Source organism: Mycoplasma sp. 744, from assembly GCF_034863305.1.
Taxonomy (GTDB): domain Bacteria; phylum Bacillota_I; class Bacilli_A; order Mycoplasmatales; family Metamycoplasmataceae; genus Mycoplasmopsis.
This window is the reverse complement of the sequence record NZ_JAYFFF010000001.1, coordinates 1-16,639: the sequence shown is the minus strand read 5'-3', so window position 1 is coordinate 16,639 and position 16,639 is coordinate 1. Positions and strand designations below refer to the sequence as shown.

Annotated in this window: 25 protein-coding genes, 2 tRNA genes, 1 rRNA gene and 1 pseudogene; 24 read left to right on the top strand and 5 right to left on the bottom strand. The window is 26.1% G+C overall.

The genetic code is table 4. From position 1 onward, the window contains the following. Positions 1–50 precede the first annotated feature (50 nt). Complete coding sequence (rplL, locus tag VBM87_RS00145; RefSeq protein WP_323176856.1) at positions 51–419, bottom strand: 50S ribosomal protein L7/L12; 369 nt, start codon at positions 417–419, stop codon at positions 51–53. Positions 420–438: 19 nt separating this feature from the next. Next, positions 439–945, bottom strand: a complete 507-nt coding sequence (gene rplJ / locus VBM87_RS00140) for a 50S ribosomal protein L10 (RefSeq protein ID WP_323176855.1) — start codon at positions 943–945, stop codon at positions 439–441. Positions 946–1,157: 212 nt separating this feature from the next. Here rplJ and VBM87_RS00135 point away from each other — a divergent pair. Both VBM87_RS00135 and VBM87_RS00130 read left to right on the top strand, forming a co-directional pair. After that, a tRNA-Cys gene (locus VBM87_RS00135) sits at positions 1,158–1,234 on the top strand. A 1-nt stretch (position 1,235) separates the two neighbouring features. Continuing rightward, a tRNA-Arg gene (locus VBM87_RS00130) sits at positions 1,236–1,312 on the top strand. A gap of 15 nt (positions 1,313–1,327) precedes the next feature. On the opposite strand, the gene VBM87_RS00125 is transcribed toward VBM87_RS00130, so the two are convergent. The 3 genes from VBM87_RS00125 to recA form a co-directional block, all read right to left on the bottom strand. After that, the gene (locus VBM87_RS00125; RefSeq protein ID WP_416349185.1) at positions 1,328–2,701 is read right to left on the bottom strand and encodes an MAG0480 family ComEC-like protein; all 1,374 of its coding nucleotides are present in this window, start codon (positions 2,699–2,701) and stop codon (positions 1,328–1,330) included. After that, complete coding sequence (locus VBM87_RS00120; protein WP_323176853.1) at positions 2,626–3,114, bottom strand: MAG0490 family ComEA-like DNA-binding protein; 489 nt, start codon at positions 3,112–3,114, stop codon at positions 2,626–2,628. Before VBM87_RS00120 ends, VBM87_RS00125 begins: the two co-directional genes overlap by 76 nt. A 101-nt stretch (positions 3,115–3,215) precedes the next feature. Further along, positions 3,216–4,226, bottom strand: a complete 1,011-nt coding sequence (gene recA / locus VBM87_RS00115) for a recombinase RecA (RefSeq protein ID WP_416349184.1) — start codon at positions 4,224–4,226, stop codon at positions 3,216–3,218. Positions 4,227–4,529: 303 nt separating this feature from the next. On the opposite strand from recA, the gene rpsJ reads away from it, so the two are divergent. The 22 genes and pseudogenes from rpsJ to VBM87_RS00005 all read left to right on the top strand — a co-directional run. After that, entirely contained in the window at positions 4,530–4,835 is a 306-nt protein-coding gene (gene rpsJ, locus VBM87_RS00110) for a 30S ribosomal protein S10 (RefSeq protein ID WP_323176852.1), read from the top strand. A gap of 30 nt (positions 4,836–4,865) precedes the next feature. Next, positions 4,866–5,489, top strand: a pseudogene (gene rplC, locus VBM87_RS00105) (50S ribosomal protein L3); the annotation flags it as partial. Positions 5,490–5,672: 183 nt separating this feature from the next. Then, on the top strand, positions 5,673–6,638 hold the full coding sequence (rplD, locus tag VBM87_RS00100; RefSeq protein WP_257075852.1) for a 50S ribosomal protein L4: 966 nt from the start codon (positions 5,673–5,675) through the stop codon (positions 6,636–6,638). Between the two features lie 7 nt (positions 6,639–6,645). After that, positions 6,646–7,119 carry a 50S ribosomal protein L23 gene (gene rplW / locus VBM87_RS00095; RefSeq protein WP_257075851.1) on the top strand — a complete coding sequence of 158 codons (474 nt, stop codon included), beginning with the start codon at positions 6,646–6,648 and terminating at the stop codon, positions 7,117–7,119. 66 nt (positions 7,120–7,185) lie between these two features. Beyond that, positions 7,186–8,031 (top strand): 50S ribosomal protein L2, encoded by an 846-nt coding sequence (gene rplB / locus VBM87_RS00090; RefSeq protein ID WP_257075850.1) that lies wholly within the window; start codon positions 7,186–7,188, stop codon positions 8,029–8,031. Then, a complete protein-coding gene (rpsS, locus tag VBM87_RS00085) occupies positions 8,031–8,306 on the top strand; it encodes a 30S ribosomal protein S19 (RefSeq protein WP_257075849.1) in 276 nt (91 codons plus the stop codon). The genes rplB and rpsS overlap by 1 nt, the downstream gene beginning before the upstream one ends. 2 nt (positions 8,307–8,308) lie before the next feature. Next, a complete protein-coding gene (gene rplV, locus VBM87_RS00080) occupies positions 8,309–8,647 on the top strand; it encodes a 50S ribosomal protein L22 (RefSeq protein ID WP_323176850.1) in 339 nt (112 codons plus the stop codon). Positions 8,648–8,659: 12 nt separating this feature from the next. Then, complete coding sequence (rpsC, locus tag VBM87_RS00075) at positions 8,660–9,313, top strand: 30S ribosomal protein S3 (RefSeq protein WP_323176849.1); 654 nt, start codon at positions 8,660–8,662, stop codon at positions 9,311–9,313. Beyond that, positions 9,313–9,744, top strand: coding sequence for a 50S ribosomal protein L16 (gene rplP, locus VBM87_RS00070; RefSeq protein ID WP_323176848.1), 432 nt, complete (start codon positions 9,313–9,315; stop codon positions 9,742–9,744). Before rpsC ends, rplP begins: the two co-directional genes overlap by 1 nt. Beyond that, positions 9,744–9,944 carry a 50S ribosomal protein L29 gene (gene rpmC, locus VBM87_RS00065; protein WP_257075845.1) on the top strand — a complete coding sequence of 67 codons (201 nt, stop codon included), beginning with the start codon at positions 9,744–9,746 and terminating at the stop codon, positions 9,942–9,944. The genes rplP and rpmC overlap by 1 nt, the downstream gene beginning before the upstream one ends. After that, complete coding sequence (rpsQ, locus tag VBM87_RS00060) at positions 9,944–10,216, top strand: 30S ribosomal protein S17 (RefSeq protein WP_323176847.1); 273 nt, start codon at positions 9,944–9,946, stop codon at positions 10,214–10,216. The genes rpmC and rpsQ overlap by 1 nt, the downstream gene beginning before the upstream one ends. A gap of 2 nt (positions 10,217–10,218) precedes the next feature. After that, entirely contained in the window at positions 10,219–10,587 is a 369-nt protein-coding gene (gene rplN / locus VBM87_RS00055) for a 50S ribosomal protein L14 (protein ID WP_257075843.1), read from the top strand. A 30-nt stretch (positions 10,588–10,617) separates the two neighbouring features. Continuing rightward, positions 10,618–10,935, top strand: coding sequence for a 50S ribosomal protein L24 (rplX, locus tag VBM87_RS00050; RefSeq protein WP_323176846.1), 318 nt, complete (start codon positions 10,618–10,620; stop codon positions 10,933–10,935). Continuing rightward, positions 10,935–11,486, top strand: a complete 552-nt coding sequence (gene rplE, locus VBM87_RS00045; protein WP_373456872.1) for a 50S ribosomal protein L5 — start codon at positions 10,935–10,937, stop codon at positions 11,484–11,486. The genes rplX and rplE overlap by 1 nt, the downstream gene beginning before the upstream one ends. A 2-nt stretch (positions 11,487–11,488) precedes the next feature. Beyond that, entirely contained in the window at positions 11,489–11,674 is a 186-nt protein-coding gene (locus VBM87_RS00040) for a type Z 30S ribosomal protein S14 (RefSeq protein ID WP_257075840.1), read from the top strand. A 4-nt stretch (positions 11,675–11,678) separates the two neighbouring features. Beyond that, positions 11,679–12,074, top strand: coding sequence for a 30S ribosomal protein S8 (rpsH, locus tag VBM87_RS00035; RefSeq protein WP_323176845.1), 396 nt, complete (start codon positions 11,679–11,681; stop codon positions 12,072–12,074). 9 nt (positions 12,075–12,083) lie between these two features. After that, positions 12,084–12,623 carry a 50S ribosomal protein L6 gene (gene rplF / locus VBM87_RS00030; protein WP_257075838.1) on the top strand — a complete coding sequence of 180 codons (540 nt, stop codon included), beginning with the start codon at positions 12,084–12,086 and terminating at the stop codon, positions 12,621–12,623. Between the two features lie 19 nt (positions 12,624–12,642). Beyond that, positions 12,643–12,999 carry a 50S ribosomal protein L18 gene (rplR, locus tag VBM87_RS00025; protein ID WP_323176844.1) on the top strand — a complete coding sequence of 119 codons (357 nt, stop codon included), beginning with the start codon at positions 12,643–12,645 and terminating at the stop codon, positions 12,997–12,999. A gap of 149 nt (positions 13,000–13,148) precedes the next feature. Further along, a complete protein-coding gene (rpsE, locus tag VBM87_RS00020) occupies positions 13,149–13,649 on the top strand; it encodes a 30S ribosomal protein S5 (RefSeq protein WP_323177032.1) in 501 nt (166 codons plus the stop codon). A 15-nt stretch (positions 13,650–13,664) separates the two neighbouring features. After that, a complete protein-coding gene (gene rplO / locus VBM87_RS00015; RefSeq protein WP_416349183.1) occupies positions 13,665–14,108 on the top strand; it encodes a 50S ribosomal protein L15 in 444 nt (147 codons plus the stop codon). Between the two features lie 91 nt (positions 14,109–14,199). After that, positions 14,200–15,957: an MAG3240 family lipoprotein gene (locus tag VBM87_RS00010; RefSeq protein WP_323176843.1), complete on the top strand. Its 1,758-nt coding sequence runs from the start codon at positions 14,200–14,202 to the stop codon at positions 15,955–15,957. Between the two features lie 153 nt (positions 15,958–16,110). After that, a 16S ribosomal RNA gene (locus VBM87_RS00005) occupies positions 16,111–16,639 on the top strand; the annotation flags it as partial.

The following is a 16,639-nucleotide window of genomic DNA, read 5'->3' as shown; positions in this document are numbered from 1 at the left end:
ATTAAAAAAATGCCGCTTGGCATTTTTTTAATATGTAATATATAAATTAATTATTTAATATCTACTGAAGCACCGGCTTCAACTAATTTAGCTTTAATATTTTCAGCTTCAGCTGGAGCAATGTTTTCTTTAACAACTGCTGGTAAAGCTGAAACTAATTTACTTGCATCCATTAATGGAATATTCAATAATTCTTTAACAGCTTTAACAATTGGTAATTTTTTACCATTGTCCGCAACAATAACAACAGATACTGATGATTTTTCTTCAGCTTCTGCTGCTGCAGGAGCGGCTGCCACAGCAACTGCAGAAGGATCGATACCAAATTCTTCTTTCATTGCTTCAACTAATTCCATAACTTCTTTAATAGACATTTCTTTTAAAGCTTCAATAAATGTTTGTTTTTCTAATTTAGCCATAACTTATTTATCCTTTCGTTTATTGTTCTTTTTGTTCACTGATTAATTTAAGTGATAATGAAACTTGTTGTAATGGTGTGATAAGTGAGCGAGCAAGTATTGTAAGTGCTTCTTCATAATTTGGTAATGAAGATACATATGAAACGCCTGCTGCGTCAATAACTTTATTTTCAAATATACCAGCTTTAGGAACTAATAGTTTATGTTCTTTACTAAAAGCAGCAAATAATTTGAAAGCAGCTAAATCGTCACTATTGCTGAAAGCAAATATATTTGGTCCAACTAAGTGATCATTTAATTCTTCAAAATTTGCTTCAGAAGCAGCCAATTTAAATAAACGATTTTTATAAACTTTGATCTCAACGCCACTTTTTTTAGCTAAAACACGTAACTTTGTTAATTCACTTACGCTTAATCCACGATATTCGGCAACTACTAAAGATTTAGCGTTGTTTAAATTAGTTGTTATTTCTTTAACAATTTCTTTTTTAGCTAATTTGAAAGCAGATTCTTTTGCTAAATGCATTTTTCTCCTTTCCGACTATAATAAGAGCAATACAAATTTAAGATATACACTTGGCAACCAATTAAGTTTTCACTGTTGCTGTCTACATGTATTGCTAAAAATATTTTAATTTATTTTTTAAAAAATAAAAATAAATATTTTATTTACTAGTGTGTTATAATAATAATGTAATTTGCAGAAATAATGGTTATAATGTATAATTAACTTGCTGTGGCACCATAGCCAAATTGGCCAAGGCAAGAGTCTGCAAAACTTTGATGTACGGGTTCGAGTCCCGTTGGTGCCTCCATGATCCCATAGCTCAATTGGACAGAGCGTTTGGTTACGGCCCAAAAGGTTAGGAGTTCGACTCTTCTTGGGATCGCCATATATAAAAAACTACCTAAAGGTAGTTTTTTATTTTTAATTTATATAAAAACATTAAAATAACAAAATAAACAGGATATATTCAATAGAATTGAATATTATTTTCTATGTTAATGACAATATTTATTTTATTTGCTATTATTAATAATTCATCAAGTAAATAAAACAGAAAATTTAAAAAATATTGGCTTCAAAAGAATAATAATGAACATATGTATATTAATTGTATTATAGGTGCTAATAAAATAGTTCATAGAAAACTAAAAAAAGGCAAATTTTTATTTAATATTATTAAAATAGGATAGTTTAAAACTGAAATAAAAAACATAATTATAATGTATGTAAATATTTTGTTTAACTTGTATTTTTTTAAAAAATCTCATAAAAACATTAAGAATACAGTGTTACTAAATGATAATAAAAAACCCACATTATAAATTCATCTCCAGTTAATTAAAATTATTATAAACATAGAAAAAATTAATATTGAATATTTACTTATATAATATTTTTTGAAAAAAATATTTTTTATATCAATAAGTATTTTAAATATAAAAACTCTTAAAGCTGAAATAGGATTATTTAATAAAATAATGTAATTTAAAATTAAAAAATAAAACACACAAGTAATTATTATATTTATAATTTTATTTTTGGTTTTAAATAATGAAACAATTAAAAACAAGATATCTAAGTGAAAACCAGATACAACAAATAAATGATTTAAACCCAAATTAGTAATGTTTTCATTTAAATTGTTATTATTACTTTTTATCCCATAAAGAAAATAACTTCAATATTTATTAAAATAAGGTAAATTAGAATTGAATTTATTGATAAAATTGTCAAATAAGTTATATTCACTTCTAATAACATTTTTTAAAACTGGATTTTTTAAAATATAAAGAATATTTTGTTCTTTAGTTCAATTAAAAAAATTGGAATTATTAAAAATTTCAATTTTACCTTTTATTTCAATCAAAGAAAAAACACTCAGTTGTTCTCTTTGAATGTGTTCATTTTTAAAAACTAAAATATTAAAGTTATTGTAATTAATCAAAAAATATTTATCTTTGTTTATTTTAATGGTAGAGATGATATTATAATTTCCATCTTCTAAAAAATTATTTTGATTAATAAACAATATTATTACTATTAAAATAAAAATTTGTGAAATCACACATAAAAAGATTGATTTTTTATATAAAATTAAATTCAATCAAAATACTGGAATTATAAATATGTATCATATTTCAAAAGAAAAAATAAAAATATAATCTATTAATAAAGTAATAATTAATATATTTAAATCTATTAAATGACAAAATTCTGTTTTATTTTTTCTAGCGTTTTCTTTCCTAAACCTTTTATTTGTAATAAATCATTTCATTCTTTAATTTCGTTTTTTTCAATTTTTTCATAAATATTTTTAGCTATTTTTTTATTTAGACCAATTTTAGTTAAATAATCGATTGATTTAATTTGATTTAAATTTAATTTTGAATGTGTATAATTTTCTCTTTTAAAAGGTATTTTAATTAAGGTATCAGAAAAATATTTTATATTTTCATTAATTTGAATTAAATCAGCATTATTTTTTAATTTAATTTGCTTAATTATTTCCTTTAAAGAAATTCCTTTGTTAACAAATAAGGAATATTCTTTTTCTACTGCACCAATAATTTTTATTTTAATTTTATTAGTAACACTAGATTGCTCTATTTTATTTACTAATTTTGTATCATTTTGTGTATATGTAAAATAACTTACTAATAAACTAAAAAATGATACTAATAACCCCATAAAAAATCATTTAAAGTATTTTTTCTTCACATTTTAAATTTTCTTTATTTATATTTTTTAATAAAAAATGAACAATTAACAAAATATTGTTCATTTTATTTTTATATTTTTTCTAAAATCATTTTTTCAATCTCATTAAAAAAATCTTTATTTTTAATTAATAAATCTTTTAAATTTTTTTTACCTTGAGCAATATTTTTTCCTTCAAATGAATATCATGCACCTTTTTGAACAAAAATATCGCAATCTAAAGCTAATTCAATTAATTCTGATATTCTATCTATTCCTTTGCCAAAAATAATTTCAGTTATAAAACTTTTGTATGGAGGAGCCAATTTATTTTTCACTACTTTAATTTTTATTTCATTACCAGTAATATCTTTACCCTCAACAATTGAAGTGCTTTTCCTTACTTCTAATCTTATTGATGAATAAAATTTTAAAGCTCTACCACCAGTGGTGGTTTCAGGATTACCAAAATATACACCAATTTTTTCTCTTATTTGATTTACAAATATAACTGTAGTTTTATTTTTATTTAATGAAGCTGTAATTTTTCTTAATGCTTTGGACATTAATCTAGCTTGCAAACCAATAGAAGATTCATGCATATCTCCTTGTAATTCTGTTTCTGGAACTAAAGCCGCAACACTATCAACAATAATTAAATCAATTGAACCTGATTTAGTTAAAATATCGACAATTTCCAAGGCTTGTTCTCCACTATCAGGTTGACTTATAATTAATTCGTCTAAATTAACTCCCAAATTTTTCGCATAAATAGGATCCATAGAATGTTCAGCATCAATATAAGCTGCTATTCCACCTTTTTTTTGAATTTCCGCTATTGCGTGCAAACAAAGAGTAGTTTTACCACTACTTTCGGGACCAAATATTTCAATTATTCTTCCCTTTGGATATCCTCCAATACCTAAAGCTTGATTTAATAAATAAGATCCAGAGGAAAAAATTTCTATATGCTCATTTAAATTATTTTCGCCTAAAATTCTTATCGATTCATCACCAAATTTTTTAGTAATTTCTTTTAATGTTTCAACAATATTTTCTTGTTTTATTATATTTTTTTTATTTTCTGTATTTATTTCATTCATTTTCTAACCTCCTTATATAAATAAAATTTAAATATTATTTGAAACACTATTTAAAAGTACAAAAAATAAACAATTTACTATAAATTTAATACATAAATTATAAGTTTTTAAATTCTAAAATATTAATTAAAAAATTATTTAGAAATAACTTACTTTTTGTATTCAAAAAAATAACTTTGTTTTATAATTGAAAAGTAATATTACAGTGATATATAAGGTTGTCGATACACCAAAAAGAGTTGTTGAGGGTTAATCGAGTAAATTTATATGGAGTAATGTTCTTTAAGAACGAAAGGAGACAACGTGAGTAAATTAAATATTAAAGTAAAATCATTTGAACATACTTTAGTTGATTTTGCTGCTAAAAAAATTATTGAAATTGCTAAAAAAGAAAATATAAAAATTAGCGGCCCAGTAGCTTTACCAACTAAAAGAGAAGTTGTGACTATTTTAAGATCAGTACACGTAAATAAAAAATCACGTGAACAATTTGAATCAAGAACTTATCAACGTTTAATTGTTTTAGATAATGCTAGTGATAAAGTAGTTGATCAAATTAAAAGATTTGAATTACCTGCTGGTGTTTTAATTAAAATATCACAAAATTAATTTAATTTATTATTTTAAGAGGTGAAAGATATGAAAGGAATCTTAGGACGTAAAATCGGAATGACCCAGATTTATACTGAAACAGGTGATTCTATTCCTGTGACAGTAATAGAGGTTCAACCGAATGTTGTGTCTAAAATTCTCACTGTTGAAAAAAATGGTTATGTAGCAACTCAATTAGCAGTAGGAGAATTAAAAGAAAAAAATGCAAATAAACCCCTAAAAGGTCAATTTGCACAAGCTAATACAACACCTAAGCGCTTCGTTAAAGAAATTCGCAATATGGAAGGATATGAATTAGGTTCTTTCGTAAATGTAAATATCTTTAGTGCTGGTGATTTAGTTGATATTACAGGTATATCTAAAGGTAAAGGATTTGCTGGTACTATTAAAAGATGAAACCAACACATTGGTCCCAAATCACATGGTGGTGGTGGTGGTAGCAAACCTATTAGACAAACAGGTTCAATCGGTGATATAAGTGGTAACCGTGTTGTCAAAGGTATGACTATGCCGGGACATCTAGGCGCAGAAAAAGTAACTATTCAAAATTTAGTAATTGTTAAAGTTGATTTAGAAAACAATTATTTATTAGTTAAAGGTTCTGTTCCTGGTGCTAATAAAAGTTTATTAGTTATTAAACAAGCTATCAAAGGATTGCCAAATCCTAGCGCTATTAAGTTAGTTGATGTTAAAGAAGTTATAAAAATGAATGAATTAGTTGAAAAAGCTAAAAAATTTAATATTGAAGTTACAACAGGAATGCATTCTTCAGAATTAGAAAAATTAATTTTAAAAGCTGAAGAAGAAAAATAATCTGAAAAATAGAGGAGAATTATGGCTGAAAAATCAACTTTAGAAAAATACTATATTTCAGAAAAATTTGATAAAGAACGTAATGTAACTTTCAATTTAAAAAAAGCTAATGTAAAAAAACACACTAACTTTAAAACTTTTACTCAAGCAGTAGAAGAATTTATAAAATTAAGTGAAAAATCTAAAAATGATACTAGAGTATGATTCCATAGAGACGGAGCATATAGAGGATCAGTTGGTTTAGACAAGGCAAAAGTAATACTAAATAGAGTAAATGAAGAAAATGTAGAAAATCATAAAGCAATTGAATATATAGAAAAAGAAAATTTAGTAGATAAATCAGTTGCTAAAGTAACAAAAGAAAAAATAGATTTTAATAAATTATCTAAATTAAACTTTGATACTACAAATCTTCCAAAAGAAATTTTTGCATTAAATAAAATTTATTCACAAGCCATTTTTGATTCAATTTTATCTGAAAGAGCATCGAGAAGACAAGGAACACATTCTGTTAAAACTCGTGCCGAAGTAAGAGGAGGTGGCAAGAAACCTTGAAGACAAAAAGGAACAGGTCGTGCTCGTGCCGGTTCGACTAGATCACCGATATGAGTAGGTGGTGGTAGAGCTTTTGGACCTAGAATTGAAAAAAATTATGATTTAAAAGTTAATAAAAAAGTTAAAAAATTAGCCTTTTTATCAGCTTTAACATTACTTGCAAATAATAAATCAGTTGTAATTGATGATTTTGTTATAAACAGTATTAAAACTAAAGATGCTGTTAATAAATTAAATTCATTAGGTATTGCTAATTTAAAACATATTTTAGTTGTTTCTAATGATGAAAATGTATTATTAGCATTATCAAATTTAAAAAATGTTTTAGTAGTAAAACCTTCATCAGTATTAGTGGAAGATTTAATTTGAGCTGATGTTTTAGTGCTTTCAAACGAAGGATTAGAGTTGTTTAAACAAAAAGGAGTTAAATAATTCAAACATGGAATTAACACAAGTTATTAAAAAACCTATTCTTACTGAAAAAACAAATAATTTACAAAGTCAAAATACATATACTTTTGAAGTAGATTATTCAGCAAATAAATATCAAATTAAAAATGCTGTTGAACACATTTTTCAAGTTAAAGTTTCTTCAGTTAATACTATTAAAATTGATAAAAAATATAAAAGAGTAGGTCGTTTTGAAGGTTATTTAAACCGTTATAAAAAAGCTATAGTAACTTTAAAAGAAGGATATGTTATAAATTATTATCCTAACGAGAACGAAGCACAAGATAAGGTTAAAGCAGAATTAAAAGAAACTCAAAATCAAATTACTAAAAAACAAAATGCTGATAAAGAAGCAAAACTAGCTGAAAAAATAGCTCAAAAAAAGGCAAATACAATTAAAAACAAATCACAAACAAGTAATGCAAGTAGAAAAACAGTAAATAGAAGTAGAAAAGAAGCATAGAGGATACTAATATAATTGCTTAAAAGAAAATTCCTCATCTATTTTTAAGCAAAGGAGAAAGATAATATGGCTATTAAACATTATAAGCCAACCACCAACGGTCGTCGTAATATGTCTTCTCTTGACTATGCTGCTAATTTAAGTGGCCATGATCCTGAAAAATCTTTAATGGTAATTTTAAAGAAAAAATCAGGACGTAATAATCAAGGGAAAATCACCGTTAGACATAAAGGTGGTAGAGTAAAAAGATTTTATAGAATTATTGATTTTAAACGTAATAAAGATAATATTCCAGCAACTGTTAAATCAATTGAATATGATCCAAATCGTTCAGCAAATATTTGTTTATTAACATATGCTGATGGAGAAAAAAGATATATATTAGCACCACAAGGTATTAAAATTGGTCAAACTGTTATTTCTGGTGTAAATGTTGATATTTTAATAGGAAATGCGTTACCATTAGCAAATATTCCAGAAGGAACAATTGTTCACAATATTGAAATGCAACCAGGAGCTGGCGGACAAATAGCTCGTTCAGCAGGAACAAGTGCTCAAATTCTAGGTAAAGATGATGATGGTAAATATGTTATTTTACGTTTAAAATCAGGAGAAATGCGTCGTATTTTGGCTCGTTGCCGTGCAACTATTGGTTCTGTAGGTAATGAAGAACATTTACTTGTAAATTTAGGAAAAGCAGGAAGAAATCGTCATTTAGGTGTTAGACCTACTGTAAGAGGTTCAGTAATGAACCCTGTAGATCACCCACATGGTGGTGGAGAAGGTAAACAACCAGTAGGACGTAAAGCCCCACTTACTCCTTGAGGTAAAAAAGCTTTAGGAGTAAAAACTAGAAAAACTAAAAAAGCTTCAAACAAATTAATAATAAGAAGAAGAAAGGATGCTAAATAATGGCTCGTAGTCTTAAAAAAGGTCCTTTTGCTGATGAACATTTATTAAAAAAAGTTCAAGCAATAATTGAAGGCAAAGTTAAAAAAGCTCCAATAAAAACTTGATCAAGAAGATCAACAATTTTTCCAGATTTTGTTGGATTAACTTTTCAAGTTCATAATGGACATAAATTTATTGATGTTTATGTAACAGATGATATGGTTGGCCATAAATTAGGCGAGTTTGCTCCTACAAGAACATTTTCAGGCCATGGCGCTGATAAAGGGAAAAAATAATTATGAAATCGCAAGCAAAAGCACTTGTTAAAACACAACGTATTAGTGCTAGAAAAGCTAGACTTGTAGCAGATTTATTTAGAAATAAAGATGTTAAAGTAGCTTTAGGAATATTACATAATACAAACAAAAAAGCTTCAGAATTATTTATTAAACTTATTAATTCAGCTGTAGGAAACGCAACTAACAATCATGGAATGGATGCTTCAAAATTATATGTTAAAGAAGTTTTAGTTAACGAAGGGCCAACACTAAAGAGATTTCAACCTCATTCACATGGTAGAGCATTTTCAATTTTAAAACGTACAAGTCATTTATCAATTACATTGGAAGAAAGATAAAAGGAGATATTTATGGGTCAAAAAGTTAATCCAAATGGTTTTAGATATGGTATAACAAAAAATCACAATACTGTTTGATTTAGCGAAAAAGCTAATTATGGGAAATTATTAGTACAAGATGCTAATATTTATAAGTTTTTTGATAAATTAGTACGTAAATATCAACTTGGTTTAGTAAAAATTAAAAGAAATGCTCAAAATAAAATAACTGTTTTATTACACACACCATTCCCAGCTAAAATTTTAGGTGAAGGTGGGAAAAATATTGAATCATTAAGATTGAATTTACATAAATTTTTAAAGAACAAAAATCTTGATATTAATTTACAAGTAATTTTATTAAAAGAACCAGCTTTAAATGCACGTTTGGCTGCTGAATCTATTGCTCAAAAATTAGAAAATCGTGAAAGTTTCAGAATAGCACAAAAATTAATAATTAACGATGCTTTAAAAGCAGGTGCTAAAGGCATCAAAACCGCTGTATCAGGTCGTTTAAATGGTGTTGATATGGCTAGAACCGAAGGATATTCTCGTGGAGAAATGAAATTACATACTTTAAGACAAGATGTAGATTTTGCTAGAGCTATAGCAAAAACTACTTATGGCGCAATTGGAGTTAAAGTCTGAATATCAAAAGGTGAAGTTAATTTAGAAGGAGAAGAATAATGCTTCAACCAAAAAGAACTAAATATCGTAAACCTTTTTTAGTTAATCCATTAAAAAGAAAAGCACAAAAAGGTAATAAAATTTCATTCGGAGATTTCGGTTTACAAGCAACTACTGGTTCAATTATTACTGCAAGACAAATTGAAGCAGTTCGTATAGCTATAACTCGTCGTATGGGACGTGAAGGTCAAGTTATTATACGTATTTTCCCTCATTTTCAAAAAACATCTAAACCAATAGGTGTTCGTATGGGTTCAGGAAAAGGAAGTCCAGAATTTTGATATGCTTCTGTAAAAGAAAATACAGTAATGTTTGAAGTGTCAGGAGTTAAAGAAGATGTAGCTCGCGATGCTTTAAGATTAGGTGGTCATAAATTACCAGTAAAGTGAAGAATTTTATCTGTTGAAGATACTAAGGGAGGACAACAATAATGCTTTTTAAAGATTTACAAACCAAGTCATTAGAAGAATTAAAAAAATTAGTTGTGGATTTAAAAGCAGAATTGTGAACACTAAAATTTAAAAATGCAACTACTAGTCTTGACCAAACACATAAAATTAATTTAATCAGAAAAGATATTGCAAAAGTTTTAACAGCTATTAGACAACATGAAATTAAAGGAAATAAATAATGGAAAGAAAGACAAAAACTCGTAAAACACTACAAGGTAAAGTTACTTCTGTTAGAGGTGATAAAACTATTTTTGTAGAAGTTGAAACATATAGATCACATAGATTGTATTCTAAACGTTTTAAAACTACTAAACGTTTTGCTGTTCATGATGAATTAAATAAAGCTCAAATTAATGATATAGTAATTATTATGGAAACTAGACCATTATCAAAAACAAAGCATTTCCGTTTAGTTGAAATTAAACAACATGCTTCAGAAAGTGAACAATAAAAATGTTATTGGAACTTTCTAAATTAAATGTAGCAGATAATTCTGGTGCTAAAGAAGTTGGTTTAATTAGAGTTTTAGGCGGAAGTCGTAAAAAAACAGCAAATATTGGTGATGTTATAGTATGTTCTGTTAAAAAAGCAATTCCTAATGGTATAGTAAAAGAAGGTCAAGTAGTAAAAGCCGTTATTGTTAGAAGTACATATGGAATAAAAAGAGCTAATGGTTCTCATATAAAATTTGATGATAATGCAGTTGTAATAATAAAAGAAGATGGTTCATTAAGAGGAAGTCGTGTATTTGGTCCTATTGCTCGTGAATTACGTGATAAAGGTTATTTAAAAATTGTTTCATTAGCTCCTGAAGTTTTATAGATTTAATATATTTAATAAAAAAGAGGAAATATGAAATTTAAAAAACATGATGAAGTAATTATTATTGCTGGTTCACATAAAGGTAAAATTGGAACAATTGAAAAAATTGATGCAAAGAAAAATCTTGTTTGAATCAAAGATATTAATAAAGTAACCAAACACGTAAAACCAACTCAAGGTCAAGATGGACAAATTAAACAAATAGAAGCTCCTATTCATGCTTCAAATCTTTCAATTTTAGTAAAAAAAGCAACTAAAAATTCTCCTGCAGTTTATTCGAAAATCGGTTATGAATTCAAGAACGATAAAAAAATAAGAATTAATCGTAAAACTAAAAAGGAACTTTAATTATGAGTAATTTAAAAATACATTATCAAACTAAAGTTGTACCTGCATTAATTGAAAAATATAATTATTCTTCTGTAATGCAAGTTCCACGTTTAGAAAAAATAGTTCTTAATATGACCGCTGGCAAAGAAGTTTCAAATTCAAAAGCAATCGAAGAAGTATTAAACGAATTGACCGTTATTTCAGGACAAAAACCTTTTCAAACAAAAGCAAGAAAATCTAATGCTTCATGAAAATTACGTGAAGGAATGCCAATGGGCGGAAAAGTAACATTAAGAAGAGAAAGAATGTGAGATTTTCTTGATAAATTAATAAATGTGGCAATGCCACGTATACGTGATTTTAAAGGTGCTAATCCTAAAGCATTTGATAAACACGGTAATTATTCATTAGGTATAAAAGAAGAAATTATTTTCCCAGAAATAGAATTTGATAAAATTCGTCGTATTAAAGGATTAGATGTTCAATTAATAACTTCAACTAATTCAAACGAAGAAGCAAGAACATTATTAGAATTAATTGGTATGCCTTTTGCAAAAGGAGAAAAATAATAATGGCAAAAAAATCATTAAAAGTAAAAGCATTAAAACACCCTAAATTTTCTACGCGTGCTTATACACGTTGTGAATTATGCGGTCGTCCACATGCAGTTTTAAGAAAATATAAAATATGTCGTATTTGTTTCCGTAATTTAGCCCATGAAGGAAAAATACCCGGCATGAAGAAAGCGAGTTGATAGAAAAATGTTTATAACAGATCCGATTTCAGATATGATTGTGCGTATAAAAAATGCTAATCAACGTAAATTTAAAACTGTTAATGTTCCTTTTTCAAATAAAAAAGCCAAAATTCTAGATATTTTATTAAATGAAGGTTATATAACATCTTATTCAGTAAAAGGCGAAGGTAAAAACAAAAACTTTGAAATAGTTTTAAAATATAAAAATTCACAAAGAGCTATTATTGATTTTAAAAGAGTATCAAAACCTGGTTTAAGAGTTTATGCTTCTGTTGATAAATTACCATCTGTTCTTTCAGGTTATGGAACTGCAATAATTTCTACATCTAAAGGTATAATGACTGATAAACAAGCCCGTAAGGAACATGTTGGCGGTGAAATAATCGCTTACATTTGATAGGAGGAATTAATGTCTCGTGTAGGTAATCGTGTATTAATTATTCCTAATGATGTCAAAGTTACTTTAGATCAAACTAAGTTAAGCGTTCAAGGACCACTTGGTGAATTAACTAATGAATTTAGTCCATTGATTAAAATAAATATAGAAGAAAATAAAATTAGTACATTACGTGCTAATGAAGAAAAACATACAAAACAATTACATGGAACAACTAATGCTTTAATAGCAAATATGCTTTTAGGCGTTTCTAAAGGGTTTATTAAAGAATTAGTTATTAAAGGTGTTGGTTATAGAGCAACATTAAAAGATAAAATTATAGAAATAGCAGCTGGTTATAGTCATTTAGTAAATGTTAATATTCCTAATGATGTCAAAGTAGAAATTAATAAACCAACTGAAATAACTATTAAAGGTATAAATAAAGAATCAGTTGGCCAATTTGCTTCAATTATTCGCAGCGTTAGAAAACCAAATCCATATTCTGGTAAAGGAATAGCATATAAAGATGAAGTGATTCGTCGTAAAGAAGGTAAAACTTCTGCTAAATAAAAAATAAAGGAAGGAATTTATGTCTCAATTATCTCGTAATAAAGCACGTAAAGTTAAACACTTACGTGAAAGACAACATATTTTTGGAACAAGTAATAAACCTCGTCTTAACGTATTTAAATCACATCAAAATTTTTATGCTCAACTAATTGATGATACTACTGGTAAAACTTTAGCTTCTGTTAGCACACTTGAAAAAGGTGTTTATAAAGGAAATGTTTCTTCAGCAAAAGAAGCAGGCAAAAAAATGGCAGAGTTAATTAATAATTTAGGAATTAAAGAATTGGTATTTGATAGAGCTGGTTATATTTATCATGGTCGTGTTAAAGCTTTTGCTGAAGCAGTTAGAGAACATGTTAAAGGAGTTAAATTCTAATGACAGAAAATAAAGAATTAAAAGTTGAATCAACAAAAGAAATAGTAAGAAAAATTAAAAAACCTTTTGTAGTAAAAGAACAAAACACAAAATCAACTCAAAATAGCTCATCAGAAAGAAAACCAAGATTTAACAAAATTGACAAACCTTTAAAATTTGAAAAAAATGATAATGAATTTAGCGAAAAAGTTGTTAATATAGCTCGTGTAACTAAAGTTGTTAAAGGTGGTAGAAGATTTTCATTTGCTGCTTATGTTGTTGTAGGAGACAAAAAAGGTCGTGTTGGTTTTGGACATGGGAAAGCCAATGAAGTACCAGATGCTATTAAAAAAGCTATTAAAGATGCAAAAAATAATTTAATAAATGTGCCAATTTTTAAACAAATAACTGTGCCACACATTGTTGAAGCTAAATTTTTAGCTTCAAAAGTAATGTTAAAACCTGCTCCAAAAGGTAAAGGAATAGTTGCTAGTGGAGCTGTACGTTCTGTAATAGAATTAGCAGGATATACTGATATTTACACTAAAACTTATGGTTCTCGTTCAAAGGCAAATATAGTTAGAGCAACATTAAAAGCTTTAAAATTATTAAGAACTCCAGAACAAATTGCTTTAGTTAGAGATAAGAAAGTTGAAGATCTATTAAATTAGTTTATAGGAGTTAAAATGCAAGAAATTAAATTAAATTCTTTAAAAGCAACTCAAGGATCTAGAAAAGAAAAACATCGTGTAGGTAGAGGTCACGCAGCTGGCAAAGGTAAACAAGCTGGAAAAGGTCAATCAGGTCAAAATAAACGTCACGGACATAGATTGGGATTTGAAGGTGGTCAAACTCCTTGATTTAGAAGAATTGGTAAACGTGGTTTTAATAATATAAATCACATTGAATATCAAATTATTAATTTATCTGATTTAGAAAGATCTTTTAACGATAACGATTTTGTAAATTTAGAATCTTTATTTAAAGCTAATTTACTAAAAAGATCATTACCTGTTAAATTATTAGGCAAAGGTACTTTAACTAAAAAATTAAAAGTTGAACTTCATGATGCTTCTGAAAGTGCAATAGAAGCAATTAAAAGTAATGGTGGAACATTTATTTATTTATAAAATAAAAAACTCTTATTAATTATAAAAAGAGTTTTTTATTTTACTTTTTATGAAAAAAGAAAGTAAAATAAAGTTAAAAAGAAAGATTAAAATGAAAAAAATAAAAAAATTTCTTAGTATATTAACTCCTTTTTCTTTATTTTTAACTATAGCATGTCAAGAAAATAATTTAGTTCATATAAAAATTAAAGAATATTTAAAAGAATTAAAATTTGAAGATAATTTAACTTTTGAACAGATTAAATTATATTTACAAATAAATTTGAAAGAATTATTTGATTATCAGATTAAAAAAATTACTTATACTAATAAACAAATAAATATAGACGATTTATTTGTTTATGAATACGATTTTGTTGAACCTAAAAAATTCATTATAGATAATAATAATTATTTATTAAATTCAACAAATAAACATACTTTAAAACTTAATGATTTATTTCTTTTTAATTGGAATCCTGAAATATTAACTTTTAATAATTACTTAAATAATTTATGAACTGAACACAATTCTAATAATTATTCTTCACTTGATTTAATTTTGCCAAATATTCAATATTTAATTTATATAGCTTCAATTAACAATCCTTTAAATTTTAAAAATAAAATTTCTATAACAAAATTAAGACCAAGTGCTTTTATATTAAATAAAGAACAACATTTTTATTTATTAAAAACCTTAGAATTTTATATAAAATATTTTGAAATAGATTCTCTAAGTAAAAATTTTTATTTAGATTTTGGAATTTTAAACAAAATAAATGAAAATTTATTACAAATTTCTTTGATTATTTTTGATGAAAATAATAAATTAATTTTTAAAAGTGATAATAAAATTTATATAACTAATTTTATTGATTATTCTCAATTATTCAGTAGATACGTTAATAAGATAAGTGGGGAAATTTTATCATTAAATATTAATGAACATGATGATATTTCAAATATTCAACTTAATGAAAAATTTAATGATATTAATTTAATTTTTGAAAATAATATATTTAATATTATTGACTTTGATTCTTTATTACATCCAAATGAAATATATAAGGAAGTTAATTTTAATGTTTTAAAATATCTATTTAATGAGTTAAAAGAAAATATAAAAATTATCACTAATGGTCAAATTAATAATAATTTAATTATTGATAGATTAGAAGATACTAATTTATTAAATAATACTTATGCAATTGCAAAATTAATAGTTTTTGACAAAATTGAAAAAAAATATTATCCTTGGTATTCGGTTAATTTTACTTCACATCATCATTTATTAAATGGTTTTTATATTAAAAATGAATTAAATTTATTAAATAATAAAAATAGTGAAAATTATTTTGGGTATCAAACATATCAATCAAATCAAAAAATAAAATTTGTTAATCCTGATATTTTTTTTGAAAATAATTTAATTTTTATTTTAAATTTTTTAATTAAAAAAAATATGTTTAATTCACAATTATGAAATTCTCAAAATATGAATAAATTGTCAAATATTGAAATAGTGCACAAAAAAGATATTTATGAAAAAAGAATAAGTAATCTTATATCACAATTTGTTTTATTATATGCAATAAATAATGGTTCTTTAATTAAAGAAGTTAAAGTTTCTATTGATCCTGATAATGATTTTTCTTTTAAAAATTATCCTTTAGGAATAATACCTATGAAAATAGATTTCATAGATGATAAAAATCAATCAATGTTGAATTCAAATAATAAAGATAATTTGTTTTATTTAAAAGGTTTTAAAGGTTTTGAATTTTCATTTGATGATATTAGTGAAAATGAAATTAATATTCAACCCTTAGAAAATCAAGAATTAATTTTTATCGAAAGAATTATATAAACAGGCTTGCCTGTTTTTTATATTTGAAAAAAAATAAAAAAAACTTGTAAAAGTTTAAAAATTTGTTAAGATTAAAACGTTCTTATTTATTTATGAAAGTAAATAGAATAGATGTTCTTTGAAAACTAGATACAAATAAACATGACAGTCAATTTTTTCGAGAGTTTGATCCTGGCTCAGGATGAACGCTGGCTGTGTGCCTAATACATGCATGTCGAGCGAAGTTCTTTTTGAACTTAGCGGCGAATGGGTGAGTAACACGTACTCAACGTACCCTTTAGATTGGGATAGCAAGTGGAAACATTTGATAATACCGAATATGCAATTATTTCGCATGAAATTATTGTAAAAGAAGCCTTTAAAGCTTCGCTAAAGGAACGGGGTGCGTAGCATTAGCTAGTTGGTATGGGTAATGGCCTACCAAGGCAATGATGCTTAGCGGGGTTGAGAGACTGAACCGCCACACTGGGACTGAGATACGGCCCAGACTCCTACGGGAGGCAGCAGTAGGGAATATTCCACAATGGACGAAAGTCTGATGGAGCGACACAGCGTGCAGGATGAAGGCCCTATGGGTTGTAAACTGCTGTGGTAAGGGAAGAAAAAGTAAATAAGGAAATGTATTTACCTTGACGGTACCTTATTAGAAAGCGACGGCTAACTATGTGCCAGCAGCCGCGGT